This is a genomic window from Streptomyces sp. SID9727, assembly GCF_010550605.1.
In the GTDB taxonomy this organism is placed as follows: Bacteria; Actinomycetota; Actinomycetes; order Streptomycetales; family Streptomycetaceae; genus Streptomyces.
Genome location: NZ_JAAGNI010000424.1, coordinates 1 through 15,574 on the forward strand (window position 1 = coordinate 1; position 15,574 = coordinate 15,574).

The 15,574-nt window shown below is 71.7% G+C and carries 9 protein-coding genes, 2 tRNA genes, 1 pseudogene and 1 riboswitch; of the genes and pseudogenes, 9 read left to right on the top strand and 3 right to left on the bottom strand.

The annotated features are described in order from the left end of the window. The 5 genes and pseudogenes from G3I41_RS29535 to G3I41_RS29555 all read left to right on the top strand — a co-directional run. Positions 1-222, top strand: a pseudogene (locus G3I41_RS29535) (hypothetical protein); the annotation flags it as partial. A 240-nt stretch (positions 223-462) separates the two neighbouring features. After that, the gene (locus tag G3I41_RS29540; RefSeq protein ID WP_164403549.1) at positions 463-2,535 is read left to right on the top strand and encodes a DEAD/DEAH box helicase; all 2,073 of its coding nucleotides are present in this window, start codon (positions 463-465) and stop codon (positions 2,533-2,535) included. A 259-nt stretch (positions 2,536-2,794) separates the two neighbouring features. Beyond that, positions 2,795-5,974, top strand: a complete 3,180-nt coding sequence (locus G3I41_RS29545; protein WP_164403551.1) for an FG-GAP-like repeat-containing protein — start codon at positions 2,795-2,797, stop codon at positions 5,972-5,974. 40 nt (positions 5,975-6,014) lie between these two features. Then, a complete protein-coding gene (locus G3I41_RS29550; RefSeq protein ID WP_164403553.1) occupies positions 6,015-8,147 on the top strand; it encodes an FG-GAP-like repeat-containing protein in 2,133 nt (710 codons plus the stop codon). Between the two features lie 98 nt (positions 8,148-8,245). Then, positions 8,246-8,319, top strand: a tRNA-Lys gene (locus G3I41_RS29555). A 98-nt stretch (positions 8,320-8,417) separates the two neighbouring features. Here G3I41_RS29555 and G3I41_RS29560 read toward each other — a convergent pair. Continuing rightward, positions 8,418-8,822 (bottom strand): SHOCT domain-containing protein, encoded by a 405-nt coding sequence (locus G3I41_RS29560; protein WP_164403555.1) that lies wholly within the window; start codon positions 8,820-8,822, stop codon positions 8,418-8,420. Positions 8,823-8,991: 169 nt separating this feature from the next. Here G3I41_RS29560 and G3I41_RS29565 point away from each other — a divergent pair. The 4 genes from G3I41_RS29565 (at position 8,992) to G3I41_RS29580 (ending at position 13,074) form a co-directional block, all read left to right on the top strand. Beyond that, positions 8,992-9,065: transfer RNA gene (locus G3I41_RS29565), tRNA-Met, on the top strand. A 265-nt stretch (positions 9,066-9,330) separates the two neighbouring features. Further along, a complete protein-coding gene (locus G3I41_RS29570; protein ID WP_203601841.1) occupies positions 9,331-10,416 on the top strand; it encodes a PP2C family protein-serine/threonine phosphatase in 1,086 nt (361 codons plus the stop codon). Between the two features lie 211 nt (positions 10,417-10,627). Beyond that, positions 10,628-10,781: riboswitch (cyclic di-AMP (ydaO/yuaA leader) on the top strand. Positions 10,782-10,792: 11 nt separating this feature from the next. Beyond that, the gene (locus G3I41_RS29575) at positions 10,793-11,962 is read left to right on the top strand and encodes a M23 family metallopeptidase (RefSeq protein WP_164403559.1); all 1,170 of its coding nucleotides are present in this window, start codon (positions 10,793-10,795) and stop codon (positions 11,960-11,962) included. 167 nt (positions 11,963-12,129) lie between these two features. Continuing rightward, complete coding sequence (locus G3I41_RS29580; protein WP_164403560.1) at positions 12,130-13,074, top strand: aldo/keto reductase; 945 nt, start codon at positions 12,130-12,132, stop codon at positions 13,072-13,074. Positions 13,075-13,089: 15 nt separating this feature from the next. Here G3I41_RS29580 and G3I41_RS29585 read toward each other — a convergent pair whose 3' ends face one another. Both G3I41_RS29585 and trmB read right to left on the bottom strand, forming a co-directional pair. Then, a complete protein-coding gene (locus G3I41_RS29585) occupies positions 13,090-14,634 on the bottom strand; it encodes a PrsW family intramembrane metalloprotease (protein ID WP_343242250.1) in 1,545 nt (514 codons plus the stop codon). Between the two features lie 50 nt (positions 14,635-14,684). Further along, complete coding sequence (gene trmB / locus G3I41_RS29590; protein ID WP_164403562.1) at positions 14,685-15,551, bottom strand: tRNA (guanosine(46)-N7)-methyltransferase TrmB; 867 nt, start codon at positions 15,549-15,551, stop codon at positions 14,685-14,687. Between the last annotated feature and the right edge of the window lie 23 nt (positions 15,552-15,574).

Consider the following 15,574-nt stretch of genomic DNA (forward strand, 5'->3'; position numbering starts at 1 on the left):
CCCTCGGCGCCGGCCGACCCCGGCCCCGTACCCGGTCCGGAGGATCCGGCGGACACGCCCGCGCCGCCGGAGCCGGAGCCCGAGCCGGAGCCCTCGGAGCCCGCGCCGCCGGCGCCCTCGGCGTCTCCGGCCGCTCAGCTCCGTACCGATGCCGTGGGGTGGCCGGACGGGGTGGCGGCGGTGCGGACGCCGGAGGCATCACCGCAGGTGGGACCGGTGTGAGGGGGTGGGCGAGGGGGGCGGCTTGCGCAATGTGGGTGAGAGTGCGTATGGTGGTAGATCGTTTGATCCCATTGCCCGGCGCCGACACAGAAGAGCGCCGTGTGGCGCGTACTCTCCCTTGCCGTGGCTGGACCGCATTGAGGCGGTCGACATTGCGAAATCACGGAGTTATGGGCGCGTGCCGAGACTCCGGAAGGTTTCGCATTTCGCATGTCAATTTCCAGTTCTGACCGCACCGTCATGCCCGAGAACGTCGAGAACGACGAGCTCACCGCTGTCGCCGAGGCCGTCGTCGCCGAGTCCTCCGAGACCGCCGAGGCCGCTGAGCCCACCGTCACCTTCGCCGACCTGGGCCTGCCCGAGGGCATCGTCCGCAAGCTCGCGCAGAACGGTGTGACCACGCCCTTCCCGATCCAGGCGGCGACCATCCCGGACGCCCTGGCCGGCAAGGACATCCTCGGCCGCGGCCGTACCGGCTCCGGCAAGACCCTCTCCTTCGGCCTGCCGACCCTGTCGGCGCTGGCGGACGGGCGCACCGAGAAGAAGAAGCCCCGCGCGATCATCCTCACCCCGACCCGTGAGCTCGCGATGCAGGTCGCGGACGCGCTCCAGCCGTACGGCGACGTGCTCGGCCTGAAGATGAAGGTCGTCTGCGGCGGTACGTCGATGGGCAACCAGATCTACGCCCTGGAGCGCGGCGTCGACATCCTCGTCGCCACCCCGGGCCGGCTGCGCGACATCATCAACCGCGGCGCGTGCTCGCTGGAGAACGTCCAGGTCGCCGTCCTCGACGAGGCCGACCAGATGTCCGACCTGGGCTTCCTGCCCGAGGTCACCGAGCTGCTGGACCAGATTCCCGAGGGCGGCCAGCGCATGCTCTTCTCCGCCACCATGGAGAACGAGATCGGCACGCTGGTCAAGCGCTACCTGAGCAACCCGGTCACCCACGAGGTCGACTCCGCCCAGGGCAACGTCTCGACCATGTCGCACCACGTCCTCGTCGTGAAGCCGAAGGACAAGGCGCCGGTCACCTCCGCGATCGCCGCCCGCAAGGGCCGCACGATCATCTTCGTCCGCACCCAGCTGGGCGCCGACCGCATCGCCGAACAGCTCGTCGACGCGGGCGTCAAGGCGGACGCGCTGCACGGCGGCATGACGCAGGGCGCGCGCACCCGGGTCCTGGAGGACTTCAAGAAGGGGTACGTCAACGCGCTCGTCGCGACCGACGTCGCCGCGCGCGGTATCCACGTGGACGGCATCGACCTGGTCCTGAACGTGGACCCGGCCGGTGACCACAAGGACTACCTGCACCGCTCGGGCCGTACCGCCCGGGCCGGCAAGTCCGGTGTGGTCGTCTCGCTGGCCCTGCCGCACCAGCGCCGCCAGATCTTCCGCCTGATGGAGGACGCGGGCGTCGACGCCTCGCGCCACATCGTGCAGGGCGCGGGCGTCTTCGAGCCGGAGGTCGCCGAGATCACCGGCGCCCGTTCGCTCACCGAGGTCCAGGCCGACTCCGCGAACAACGCCGCGAAGCAGGCCGAGCGCGAGGCCGCCGAGCTGACCAAGCAGCTGGAGCGCGCCCAGCGCCGCGCCGTCGAGCTCCGCGAGGAGGCCGACCGCCTGGTGGCGCGGGCCGCCCGTGAGCGCGGCGACGACCCCGAGGCCGCCGTGGCCGAGGTCACCGCCGAGGCCGAGGCCGCCCTCGCGGCTGCCGCCTCCGTGCCGGAGCAGCCGGCCGTGCGCGAGGACCGCCGCGACGACCGGGGCAACTACGAGCGCCGCGACAACCGCGGTGGCTACCGGGGCAACGACCGCCGCGACGACCGGGGCGACCGGGGCGACCGTCCGTTCCGCCGTGACGACCGCCCGTCGGGCGGCTACCGGGGCAACGACCGCCGTGACGAGCGCCCGTCGTTCAACCGCGACCGTCGCGACGACCGTCCCTCGGGCGGCTTCCGCTCCGGCGGCGGCGACCGTCCCTTCAACCGTGACCGTCGTGACGACCGCCCGTCGGGTGGCTTCCGCTCCGGCGGCGACCGCCGGGACGACCGTGGCGGCCGCTCCTTCGAGCGCCGTGACGAGCGCCCGTCGTTCAACCGCGACCGTCGCGACGACCGTCCCTCGGGCGGCTTCCGCTCCGGCGGCGGCGACCGTCCGTACAACCGCGACCGTCGTGACGACCGCCCGTCGGGTGGCTTCCGCTCCGGCGGCGACCGTCCGAACGGCCGCCGCGACGACCACCGTTCGACCGGCACCAGCACCGGCTCCTTCGGCCGCCGCGACGACAAGCCGCGCTGGAAGCGCAACGGCTGAGTGTGTTGACGGTCCTCTGAAGGTCTGCTGAGAGCGGGCCCGTCCTTTCCGGACGGGCCCGCTCTTTTTGGTCGTCCGGCAGTGGTGGAAGCAGGTTTTGAACGAGTTCGAATCCCTCTGTCGGCGCCTGTGCGCCTGCTGTTAAAGTCGTCGCATTCGCATGGGGGGTTGGGGCCGGGGGGTTTCACTTCGCGCAAACTGCGGCATGTCTGCCGCGTCCTCCTCATGCCTTCTCTGAGGTGCCCAGGAGGCAACCGTTTTGAGACGTCATGTGTTCGTGCGCGGCGCGGTGGCCGTCGTCGCGGCCTGGGGGGTCGCCGTGGCTTCGGGAACGGCGGCCGCGGCATCGCCGGACGGGCAGGACAAGCCCGCCGGGGCAGCCGCGCAGGCCGCGGCCCCGGCACCGTTCGACATCACGCCCAACTGGCGGAACCTGCCGAGGGCCGAGGTGCTGACGTCGGTCGGCCCGCTGGGCTTCACCCATGCCCCGGAGGACGCGGAACCCAGCTTCGGCGACACCTACCGGTGGACCCGGTTCGGGTCGGGCGAGAGCATCGGCCTCGGGTACGGGGACTCCAACGAATCCGTCGGGTACTTCGGGGCCGAGTCCGACCTGGTGGTGGATCACCAGGGTTACGACACCGTGCTCCGGAACGCCGTGACCGGCACGGAGACCAAGCTGAACCTGCCTCAGGGCGACTGGTTCAAGGCGTTGGCGGGAAGCTCCGTCCTCGTGGAGAGGCAGGTCCCCGAGGACGACGAGGGCGAGGGGACCGGGGAGATCGTCATCAGCGGCTGGTACATCCTGCCCGCCGATGGTGACCAGTCCGCCAGTGTGCCGGTCACCGGTTGGCCGGCCGGAGCGGACATGAGCCGCGCGCGTCTTGTCGCTGCGGACGCCGACGCGGTGGTGCTGGCCTTCCCCAGCGGCTCCGGGAGCGACCGGCTCGCGCTGCTCGACCTGGCCACCGGGAAGATGACCGTGCTGACGGCCGACTTCTTCGGAAACGCCGCCCTGTCACCGGGGTCGGTCGCGTGGACGGACCGGGCGCGGCAGGTCCATGTGCTGGACCGGGCGGCGCTCGACGCCCCCGAGCAGGCCTTCCCGCTTCCGGACGGCCTCGACCGCGCCCGTATCGGGCTGCTCGACGGCTGGGTCCTCGCTTCCGAGGACGTGAGCGGCTTGGACGCCGACCTGCAGCGAGGGCTCGTGGCGCTGTCCGTGGACGGAAAGCAGCGGATACCCCTGCTGGACAAGTCCGGCCGGGGGCTCGTGTCGATGCCGGGGGACAAGGTGGCGGTGGTGGGTGGCACCTCGGCGACCGACTGGCACCTGAAGCAGATCTCCGTCGGGGTCGGCGGAGTACCCGTTCTCAAGAACCTGGCCCGTGTGGAGCCGGTCCCGGCGCAGGTGCAGGCCCTTGCCCTGAGCGGGGGCGTGCTGTCCACCGTCGAGCTCGACGGCCCTCAGGGAGCGGGCTTCTACAACCGCTCGCTCGGCCTGGCACCGGGTGCGCCCACAGCCGGCGCTCCGTCCTGGATCGGCAAGGAGTCCGGGCGGGATTACGACTACACCGCGTGCGGTCAGAGCCTGTGCACCCGGCTGTTCAACAGCGGCGACGGCCGCAGCGTCTACCAGGTCCGCAACTACGAGAAGAACCCGCAGGTCGAGATCGTCGGACGGCGGTCCGTCACGGAGGCGGCCCGGGCCCTGACGGGCAACTTCGACGGACGGCTCACCGAATCCTTCGGCCGCTACGCGGTCTATCAGGGCGGGCGTCCGTCGATCGAGGGAATGCCCGTTCCGGACGACAAGACGGTGGTGGTCGACCTCGACGCCGCCGAGGGCTCGTCCGTCGTGCTGGAGCAGCCGCAGACGGCCGCATCGGTGTGGGGCGAGACCCTGTTCACCGGCACCACCACGAAGGGGCTGGTGGCGAAGACCGATCTGACGACCCTGAAGCAGACCGGCACCGTGGAGACCGGCGCGCCCTGCGCACTGGTCGAACTGCAAACCGCGGGTGACTGGCTCTACTGGTCCTGCGAGCAGTACACGCGGCACGGGGTGGTCAACCTGCGGACGGGCGCCAAGACCACTCTGCCCGGGGTCGGTGGCAGCGGGCTGCTGGGTGACGGTTTCTTCGTGCAGCACCAGTACTCCGGCGCCGAACTGCGGCTGACCACGTTCCAGAGCGGAACGGTGGCCAGTCGGTACCTCGGTGTGCGGGTCGGCGGGGGCGGTAACAACAACCGGAACGCGGTGTACTCGGTCGACCGGTTCGGCGGCGGCATCGCCTACGTCGACATGGAGGGGGTGATGCACGTCGTGCAGAGCGGTGAGCCCGCTTCCCCGCTCTCCGCGGTGACGGCGCACACCCCCGGCACCCTGACCGCGCCGGCCGACTGGCAGGGCTCCTGGTGGCTCTCCAAGCCCGCGGCCTCCTGGAAGCTGACGCTGAGGAACACGGCCTCCGGGGCCATCGTGCGCACACTCACCGGTGGCGAGGCACGCGGCCGTCTGACGGCCGCCTGGAACGGCAGGACCGCCTCCGGCGCGTACGCCCCCAACGGCTCCTACACCTGGACCCTCACCGCCGCCCCCGCCGACGGCCAGGGCGCTGCCCTCACCACGTCCGGCACTTTCGGGCTGACCGGCGGGGCCGCCGTGGCGCGGGACTTCGTCAAGAACGACGGGTTCGGGGACCTGCTCGCGTTCACCTCGGCCGGTCAGGCCGACTGGCGGGCCGGGACCGGGACCGGGGCCGGGCGGGTCGAGGACAAGGTGTCGGCCACCGGCTGGACGGGCGACAACACCGTGACCGCCGCCGTGCCGTTCGAGGACGTCAGCGGCGACCGGTGCAACGACGTACTGGTCCGTACGAAGGCGGGCGAGCTGCGCGCGTACACGCCCGCCTGCGGGGCCGCGCTCAAGCCCAGCACGCCGTACAAGAAGATCGGCACCGGCTGGAACATGTTCGACGCCCTGACCTCGCCCGGCGACATGTCGGGCGACGGGCGGGCCGACCTGCTCGGCCGGACGCCCACGGGCGACCTGTACTTCTACGAGAGCAAGGGCAACGGCCTGTTCGAGCCCCGCGTGAAGATCGGCTACGGCTGGCAGGAGTACCTCCTGGCCGGCATGGGCGACATGAACGCTGACGGCGAGGGCGACCTGGTGGCCCGCGACCGCTCGGGCAACGTGTGGCGCTACCCGGCCACCGGCAAGGGCACACTCGGCGCCCGTACCAAGATCGGTTACGGCTGGACCATGTACGACACGATGGTCGGCTCCGGCGACCTGAACGGCGACGGCGTCGCGGACCTGCTGGCCCGCGACACGTCCGGGGTGCTGTGGAGCTACCGCGGCGACGGCAAGGGCGCGCTGGCGGCGCGGACCAAGGTCGGCGGCAGCTGGCAGATGTACACCCGCCTCTTCTGATGACTCACCCGACATCCGGGCTTCCCGGGAGGAACCTCTCTTGACCACGTTCATACGCGGCCGCGCGGCCCTCGTCGGCGCCGTGGCCGGAGCGACCGTGCTCGCCACGGCCGCCGTACCGGCGAGTGCCGCCGGCCCCGCCCCGGCCACCGTGGCGACGACCGGGGTGTACGGCCTCGACTTCGCGGGCGGGCGGCTGGTGACGGCGGAGCAGAGCGCCTCCGGCGACCGCATGGTGTACGACCGCCGGGTGTCCGCCGACGCCACGACCGTGGGGGCGCGCGAGAGCCGTGCCTTCGCCGGGACGTACGCCAACGGCGCGCACCTCGGCACGGTGCCCTGCGACAACGGCGGCTGCGTCGAGCTGGTGGCTTCGGGCCACGGTGACGTCGGCACGGTGTCCGTCGACGGCGACGAGACCGGTACCGAGACGGTGAAGTTCTGGGCGCCCGGGAACGCGTACCACGGTGGTGACGTCAAGTACCCCGTGGGCACGGCCCAGGTCGTGGACCTGACCGGGCGCGCCTACGTGGTCAACGGAGGCTCCCCCGCCAAGCAGCGGGCGGGAATGTACCCGAGCTACACCTCGACCGCGGCCCCCATCGTCCGCACCCCGAGCGCCGCATCCGTCTGGGGCACCACGCTCTGGGCGGCGACCACCACCGGGGCGCTCTCCGGGACCGACCTGAAGACGAAGAAGGTCGTCCTGACGGTGGCCACCGGCGCGCCCTGCGTGATCAAGGAAGTGCGCACGGTCGGCCGCTGGGTCTACTGGAACTGCGGGACGACCGGTGCGGCGGGCGTGTACGACCGTACGGCGAAGAAGTCGTTCACCGTGCCGTCCGGGCCCGCTCTCGTCGGCGACGGCTACCTCGTCCGGCACGACCGGACGGCGGGCAAGCTGCTGCTCACGGACTTCCACACGGGCAAGGCGGCCGCCCCGCGGGCGATTGCGGACCTCCCGGCCGGGAAGACCGCCGACCAGCGGCGGCTGACCTGGGCGGTGGACAAGTTCGGCGGCGACATCGTGTATCTCGACGCCGCGCAGACCTTGCACATCGTGCCCAGCGGGGTGCCCGCGCAGCCTCTCGCGAGGATCGCGTCCGACCTGGGGTCCGACTACCTGGACGTCAAGGGCGTCGACGGTCCGGAGAGCTGGAACAGCACCATGCAGTTCAACAAGCCCGTCTCCTGGACGTACACCGTCAAGGACTGGACGGGCCGTACGGTGCGGACCCTCAAGGGCGCTGACGGGACCGAGGCGGACGTCACCTGGGACGGCACGACGGACGCGGGCGCGTACGCGGGCAACGGCAAGCACACCTGGACGCTGAAGGCGACGGCCGAGGACGGCGCGGGGACGTACTCCACCAGCGGAAGCGTGTCCGTGTCCGGCGGCCGGCAGGGTTTCCACGACCAGGGCCGGGACAGCATCGGCGACCTCGTCACGCTCAACTCCCACGGGGACCTGACCATCCAGTTCGGGCAGACCTCGGGTGTGTTCAGCGGCAAGAAGTCCGGGGCCGGCTGGCCGGCCGGCACCGTCGCCGTGCCCTTCGCGGACACCAGCGGCGACCGCTGCTCCGAGCTGCTGGTCCGGACGCCCGGCGGGGAACTGCGCCGGTACGAGGGCAGCTGCGGCGCCTCCGGTTACAAGCCGGCCGGCAAGCACACCGTGATCGGCGGCGGCTGGCAGCAGTACGACGTGCTGACGTCGCCCGGTGACCTGAACGGCGACGGCCGGGCGGACCTCGTGGCCCGTCAGAAGTCCACCGGTGACATCTACTTCTACGCGGGCACGGCGGCCGGGAAGTTCCTCCCGAGGACAAGGATCAACACCGACTGGCGGACGTATGCCCAGATCACCGGTGTCGGCGACATCACCGGGGACGGCATCCCCGACCTGCTCGGCCACGACCGCAACGGCGGCCTCTGGCGCTACAACGGCCTGGGCAACGGCCGCTTCGCCGCGCGCGTCAAGGTGTTCACCGACTGGGGCCGCTCGTACAACACGATGGCCGGCGTCGGCGACCTGAACGGCGACGGCCGGAACGACATCGTCGTCCGCGACTCGGCGGGCAAGCTGTTCCGGAACAACGGCAACGGCAAGGGCTCGTTCGGAGCCCGTACGCAGATCGCCACCGGCTGGCAGACGTACAAGGGCATCTTCTGAGGCTCTGAGCCCGCCCCGGTCCCGGTGACGGGGCCGCGCGGCCGATACCCGATCGGCTGCGCGGCCGGGGCGGGCTATGCTCGGGGGTGATCTGCCGAGGGCCGTTAGCTCAATTGGTCAGAGCAGCGGACTTTTAATCCGTTGGTTGTGGGTTCGAGTCCCACACGGCCTACCCCTCGCCCCGGGTCCGCGCGTGCGCGGACCCGGGGCACTGTCATGCCGGGGGCGGGGCGGTGCCGTCGCCCGGGCCGGAACCGGCGCCGGGGTGTGTCAGACCAGGAGCTTCGACTTCGCCCGCTGGTACTCCTCCTCGGTGATCGCGCCCTTGTCCTTGAGGTCGGCGAGCTTCGACAGGTCCTCGACGTGGCCGCCCCGGTGGCTGCCGCCCTCCGTACCCGCCGCGTCTCTGATGTACGCCTTGAAGGCGGCGTCACGCTCCTTCGCCTCCTGGACGTCGCGCTTGCCCATGGACCTGCCGCGGGCGATCACGTAGATCAGCACGCCCACATAGGGCAGTACCAGCGCCAGGATCAGCCAGCCGGCCTTGCCCCAGCCGCTCAGGTCGTGGCTGCGGAAGATGTCCATGATGACCCGGAAGAGGAGGAAGAGCCACATGATCCAGAGGAAGAACCAGAGCATCGTCCAGAACAGGTTGAGCAGGGGATAGTCGTCCATCGTCCACTCCCGGGTCCTCGTCGGACTGGCTGAATCTGAAAACAGTCATATCACCACATTCACTCCGTTGCCTGTCCGTGCGGGCCGAGCGGAGGGGCGGTGAGGAGGCCGGGGCGCGCGGGCGGTGGTCATGAGGGCCCCGGACATGACGTAGAGTTGGGTTCACCGACGCGGGGTGGAGCAGCTCGGTAGCTCGCTGGGCTCATAACCCAGAGGTCGCAGGTTCAAATCCTGTCCCCGCTACTGAAGGATCAGGCCCGGCACGCAAGCAGCGTGCCGGGCCTGATGCGTTTCGACGGGGCTCCCTGCCGGCGCGTCCGCTTCGCCCCATCGGCGGCCGAGGACTCGCCCGGTGGCCGCGCGGGCGCGAGGCTGGGGGAGGTGCGCGGTACCGTCCGCGGCCGTGGCTGCACCGGGCAGGAGACCGCAGGTGGGGAAGTGGGAACGACGGTGGCGCGGGCCCGACGGCACGGTGAGCCGCCGGTTCGTCCGGGTGCTGCCGGTGGCGATGATCGTCATCGGGGTGGTGTTCGACCTCTTCACGCCGCCCTCCTACACGGCCGTCCCGATGTTCGCGGCCGCTCCGCTGATCGCCGCGCCCTTCTTCGGTATGGGCACCACGATCCGGATCGGGATCGCCTCGGTGCTCGCCGTCGCCGGAATCCGGCTCTACACCGGCGACCTGGTCCAGGTGGTCTCGTTCATCGAGATGGTCACCGTGCTCACGGTCGCCGTGCAGGCGTGCGTGATCAACCGGGTCGTGCGGCGCGGCAGCGACCAGCTGGCGTCCGCCCGGATCATCGCCGAGACGGCCATGCGGGCCGTGCTGCCCGCGCCGCCCGAGCGGATCGGCGGACTCCAGGTGGCCGCGCGGTACGAGGCGGCGCAGGCGGACGAGTTCGTCGGGGGCGACCTCTTCGCCGCCGCTGACACTCCGTACGGCGTACGGCTCGTGCTGGGGGACGTGCGCGGGAAGGGGCTGGAGGCGGTCGGCGCGGTGGCGGTGGTGATCGGTGCGTTCCGGGAGGCGGCGGAGCAGGAGAAGTCGCTGGAGGGCGTGGCGCAGCGGCTGGAGCGCGCGCTGGCGCGTGAGTCGGTGCGGCGGAGCAACCTGGACGCGTTCGAGGGGTTCGTGACCGCGGTGCTCGCGGAGATCCCGCCGGGTGCGCAGAGCGTACGGATGGTGAACCGCGGCCATCCGGACCCGCTGCTGCTGCACGGGGACGGGGCGGTGGAGGCGCTGACGCCCTCGGAGCCCGCGCTTCCGCTCGGCATGGACCTGGGGGTGCGGCCGGACCGCTCGGACGACTGGGAGCTGCCGGCCGGCGGGACGCTGCTGTTCTACACGGACGGGCTGTCGGAGGCGCGGGACGCCGACGGTGTCTTCTACGATCCCGCGGAGCGGCTGCGCGGGCGCCTCTTCCCCGGTCCCGAGGAGCTGTTGTCCGCGCTGACCGACGACGTACGCCTGCATACGGGGGGCGAGTCGACCGACGACATGGCGCTGCTCGCGGTGGCCCGGCCGGCCAAGGGGCAGCCGGACCGGCGCAGGACGGTGAAGATCGTCAAGCGGGGTGCCACGCTGGGTGACTGAGGGGCGCCGCTCCGCATAACATTTGACGCAACGTCAGAAAACGCGTAGTGGTGGGACGCCGAGCAACTCGCCCGGTTCCACCCGCTTGTGTCCCGTAAAGTCCAGGCCGTGCGCGTGAACGATCAGTGGGAACAGCTTGGAATCGGACCCGTCTGTCTATTAACGTTCGATAACGCAGCGCGGTTGTCCCAGCCGTCGTCAGGGACGGCGCCGCGCGCGTGCGCCGAATTCCGCAAGGGAACCGGGGAACCACCTACATGGGGTGAATCGGGCATCTTCGTCTTCACGAGAGGCGGAGGAACCCGTAGGAGACCTTCCTGCTCCGAACCCGTCAGCTAACCCGGTAGGCGAGAAGGAAGGAAAGGAGTGCGCCCGCGTGGCGTCCAACAAGCCTGCCCCCGAGTCACCTTCCCGGTTCGTGCCCGAATACGGTGCCGACGCCGTGTCCGTTCCCGGTGCCGCGTACATGCCGGAACAGGGAAGTGACTACGCGACCGATCGGGGCAACGGCTTCGGCACCGGTGCCGGGTTCGGCAGCGGCTTCCGCGCCGACGACGCCGAGTCCGAGCGGGCCTGGGAGGAATGGAACCCCACCGAGGAGTCCGTCCGTCCCGTCCGTGGCAAGCACCGTGTCGCCAAGCAGCGCAATGGTCTGGCCCGTAGCTCCACCGTCCTCGGCGTCGGTGTCATCGCGGCCGTCGGCGCGGGCGGCATGGCCACCGCGCAGAGCAAACCGCCGGTCTCCATCTCTCTTCCCGATTCCATCGCGGACAATCTCCCCGACGCCAAGTCCCTTCCCGGCGTGGGCGCGTTGTTCTCCGGCGAGAGCGAGGACGAAGCCCCCGCGACCGCCACCGTCGCCGCACCGCTGACCACCGCCGGCATCACCACCGCCGAGGCCGAGCAGGGCACCACGGACGCCGGCGAGGCGCTGCGCGCCCGCATCCTCCAGCAGGCCGAACAGCAGCAGGTCGCCGCCGACGCCGAGGCGAAGGCGGCCGAGGAGAAGGCCGCCGCCGAGAAGGCCGCAGCCGAGGCGAAGAAGCAGCAGGACGAGGCCGAGGCCAAGGCCGCCGCCGAGAAGAAGAAGGCGGAGGAGGCGGCGAAGAAGAAGGCCGAGGCCCTGCGCCTGGCCAAGCTCGCCGCCGGCTACGCCATCCCCACCTCCTCGTACACGATCACCTCGACGTTCGGCGAGGCCGGTTCGATGTGGTCCTCGGGCCACCACACGGGCCTCGACTTCGCGGCCCCGACCGGTACCCCGATCAAGGCCATCCACACCGGTACCGTCAAGTCGGCCGGCTGGTCCGGTGCCTACGGCTACCGCACGGTGCTGGAGCTGGAGGACGGAACCGAGCTGTGGTTCTGCCACCAGTCCTCGATCGGCGTCACGGTCGGCCAGAAGGTCACCACCGGCGACACCATCGGCCGTGTCGGCGCGACCGGAAACGTGACCGGCCCGCACCTCCACCTGGAGGTCCACACCCCGGACGGCACCGGAATCGACCCGATGGCCTGGCTGCGCGCCCGCGGTCTGACCGTCTGAGGTCCGTTTCCCCGAAGACCCGGCCCGTCCCCGTACGCGGCCGTCCGAACCCCGGCAGCCCTGACGCACACCCCCCCCGACGTCAGGGCTGCCGGTCCGCGTGGCCGCAGCCTGCCGGATGTATGGGGCACGGAATAGCGGAGCGGGCGGAATCCGTTGTTCCCCCTATGACTTCACTGCGCGATCTCGGCCCGTCCGGCCTCCAGGTCTTCCCGCTCTGCCTCGGTGGAAACGTCTTCGGCTGGACCGCGGACGAGGACCAGTCCTTCGCCGTTCTCGACGCGTACGCGGCGGCCGGCGGCAACTTCGTGGACACCGCCGACGCCTACTCGCACTGGGTTCCCGGCAACGAGGGCGGCGAGTCGGAGACCGTCATCGGCAAGTGGCTCGCCTCGCGCGGCAACCGGGCCGACGTCGTGGTGGCCACCAAGGTCGGCGCCCTCCCCGGCTACAAGGGCCTCTCGGCGCCCACGATCAAGTCGGCCGCCGAGGAGTCGCTGCGCCGGCTCGGCACGGACCACATCGATCTGTACTACACGCACTTCGATGACGAGACCGTCCCCGTCGAGGAGATCATCACCGCCCTCGACGATCTGGTGAAGGAGGGCAAGGTCCGCGAGATCGCCGCCTCCAACATCAGCCCCGCCCGGCTGCGCGCCTCCCTCGCGTTCTCCGAACGCGAGGGCCTGGCCCGCTATGTGGCGCTCCAGCCGCACTACAACCTCGTCTCCCGGGACACCTACGAGGGCGAGCTCCAGGACACCGCCGCCGACGCGGGGCTCGCTGCCGTCCCGTACTTCGCGCTGGCCGCCGGCTTCCTCACCGGCAAGTACCGCCCGGGGACGACCGTGGACAGTGCCCGGGCCGGGAGCGCGGCGGGCCACCTGGAGTCGGAACGCGGACAGCGGGTGCTCGCCGCGCTCGACACGGTGGCGCGGGACCGGGACGCCGAGATCGCCACGGTCGCCCTGGCCTGGCTCGCCTCCCGCCCGACGGTCGCCGCGCCGATCGCCTCCGCCCGCACGGTCGACCAGCTGCCCGCCCTGCTGGCGGTCGCCGGTCTCCAGCTGACGGACGAGGAGCTGGCGGCACTGACGGCGGCCTCGGCCTAGGGTCTCTCGTTCGGATCAGGCCGGTGGTCCGCCGGTGGAGGGCGGTGCGGTGCGGGGCTGTGGGCCGTAGGGCTGTGCCGGGTACGGGGGCGGGCTGCTGTACGGGTTCGGGTGGCCGCTGTACGGGCCGGGGCCGCCGTACGCGTACGGCCTGGGGGCACTCCCGTACGGCCGGCCGGGCGGCCAGGCGGCCGTGTAGCCGGGCGGCCGGCGGTGGGTGGCCCGGGCGGCGTAGGCGAGGGCCGGCCCCGCGATATCGCGGCGCTGCCACAGGTGGTGCAGCAGCTCCAGCTCGCGCGCGGCGAAGTCCGGGTCCGCCCTGCCCCGGCCGGCCTGCCGGCGCAGGGAGGCGAGGGACGTCGCGAACGCCTCGTACTCGGCGACCGCACGCGCCGCCGCTCTGCCGCGCTCCTTCGCCTCCTTGGCGCGGACCTTCGCGTGCGCCGGGTGGTACGAAGGGCCGGAGGCGCTCACCGCGTACCGCCGGCGGGCCGCGTTTCTGGCGAGGGCGCGGGCCCGCATGGAGGCGAGGGCGCGGGGCTCGTCGGGGGTGAGCCAGCCGGCTTCGGCGTACGCGGGGAGCTCGACGGCCAGGGAGCGCAGCTCCTTGCGGCGGGCCCGGACCACCTGCCAGGTCACCAGACCGAAGACCGGGACCATGAACGCCCCGTACACGACGTAGAAGCCGTACCGGCCGAAGGTGGCCGAGCCGTTCCACAGGGCGTGCATGCCCATCGCGAGGACCAGTCCGAGCAGCGGGACCGCGATGCGCCGCGTCCGGCGGCCGGGTGCGGTGCTCGCGGCGATCCCGAGACCGATGCCGGTCAGGACGGTGAAGAGCGGGTGGGCGAACGGGGTCATCACGGCCCGGACCAGGAAGGTCACCACGGTCACCGCCGCGAAGCCGGAGTCCGTCTGCTGGTCCTCACCGAAGGCGTTGCCCAGGTAGAGGATGTTCTCGGTGAAGGCGAACCCCGTCGCCGTGAAGCCGGCGGCGACGACGCCGTCCACGATCCCGGTGAACTCCCGCCTGCGGAAGAGGAGGAGCAGCAGGACGGCCGCCGCCTTGGCGCTCTCCTCGACCACCGGTGCGATGACCGTGGCGCCGAGGGTGTCCGCGTTCCCCGGATCGCTGCCGGCTATCCACCGGGTCGCGAACGAGTTGGCGAGGATGGCGACCAGGGCCGCCGCGCACGCGCCCCACGCGAAGGCGAACAGCAGATTCCGCCATGGGGTCGGCTCGACCCGGTCCAGCCAGCGGAAGGCGGTCATCAGCACCGGGACCGGCAGGACGGCCAGGCCCAGGCCGACGAGGAACCCCTCGGTGCCGGTCTGGTCGCGGACCAGGGCGAGGATCACCACCCCGCAGAGCGCCAGCAGCGTGAAGACGGCGACTACTCGGAACGTCCGGTTCCGCCAGAGCAGGCCGACGCGGCGCGGGCGGTAGCGCCACTGGCCCCGCGCCGGCACGGCGGCCAGGATCTCGCCGACCCGCTGCTCCTGGAGCACCGGGACGGCCGGCTGATCCCGCCGTTGTCGCTGAACTGACCCGTCGGACACCCCTCGACCCTAACGAGCGGGTCCGACAACGGCCATGGTGTCCGTCCGGATCAGACGCGCGCGAAGAGCAGGTCGTGCACCACGTGGCCCTTCCCCAGACCCTGGCCCTCGAACCGGGTCCGCGGGCGGAAGGCGGGGCGCGGGGCGTAGCCGCCGTCGGCCACCGTGTTCTCGAAGCGGGGATGCGCGGTCAGCACGTCGAGCATCTGCTCGGCGTACGGCTCCCAGTCGGTCGCGCAGTGCACGATCGCGCCGGGCTTCAGCGGGCCCGCCACCAGGTCCAGGAACTCCGGCTGGATCAGACGCCGCTTGTGGTGGCGGGACTTGGGCCACGGGTCGGGGAAGTAGACGCGCAGCCCGTCCAGCGACTCCGGCTCCAGCATCTCGCGGAGCAGGATGATCGCGTCGCCGTTGGCGACCCGGACGTTGGTCGAGCCGTTCCGGTCGGCGAGACCGAGGAGGTTGCCCTGGCCGGGGGTGTGCACGTCGACGGCGAGGATGCCGGTGCCCGGGTCGTCGGCCGCCATCTGCGCGGTGGCCTCACCCATGCCGAAGCCGATCTCCAGCACCACCGGGAGCCCGTCGAACATGGCGGGCAGGTCGAGGACGCTCAACCCGTCGATGTCCAGGCCCCACTTGGGCCAGAGCCGTTCCAGGGCGTTCTGCTGGCCGGGCGTGACCCGGCTGCGGCGCGGCTGGAAGCTGCGGATGCGGCGCTCGTGGTGCGAGCCGGCCGGGTCGGCCGCGGGGCCGCCGGGGAAGCGGGGCTGCTGACGCATCCGGCGCGCGCGTTCCAGGGACGCGGCCCGCACGTCGTCCGGGATTCCGGCGGTGGTGGGCACGGTGTCGTCGGGCGCCGCGTCCGCGGCGCCGTCCGCCTCGGCGGGGTCGCCGGGCGTCGGGCGGGAGGGGTTCATGGGCTCAGACACAATGCTCTGAT

Coding starts and splice junctions, on each gene's coding strand:
- G3I41_RS29570 (WP_203601841.1), top strand. CDS start 9,331: ATGATCGTCATCGGGGTGGTGTTCGACCTCTTCACGCCGCCCTCCTAC.
- G3I41_RS29560 (WP_164403555.1), bottom strand. CDS start 8,822: ATGGACGACTATCCCCTGCTCAACCTGTTCTGGACGATGCTCTGGTTC.
- G3I41_RS29580 (WP_164403560.1), top strand. CDS start 12,130: ATGACTTCACTGCGCGATCTCGGCCCGTCCGGCCTCCAGGTCTTCCCG.
- trmB (WP_164403562.1), bottom strand. CDS start 15,551: ATGAACCCCTCCCGCCCGACGCCCGGCGACCCCGCCGAGGCGGACGGC.
- G3I41_RS29540 (WP_164403549.1), top strand. CDS start 463: ATGCCCGAGAACGTCGAGAACGACGAGCTCACCGCTGTCGCCGAGGCC.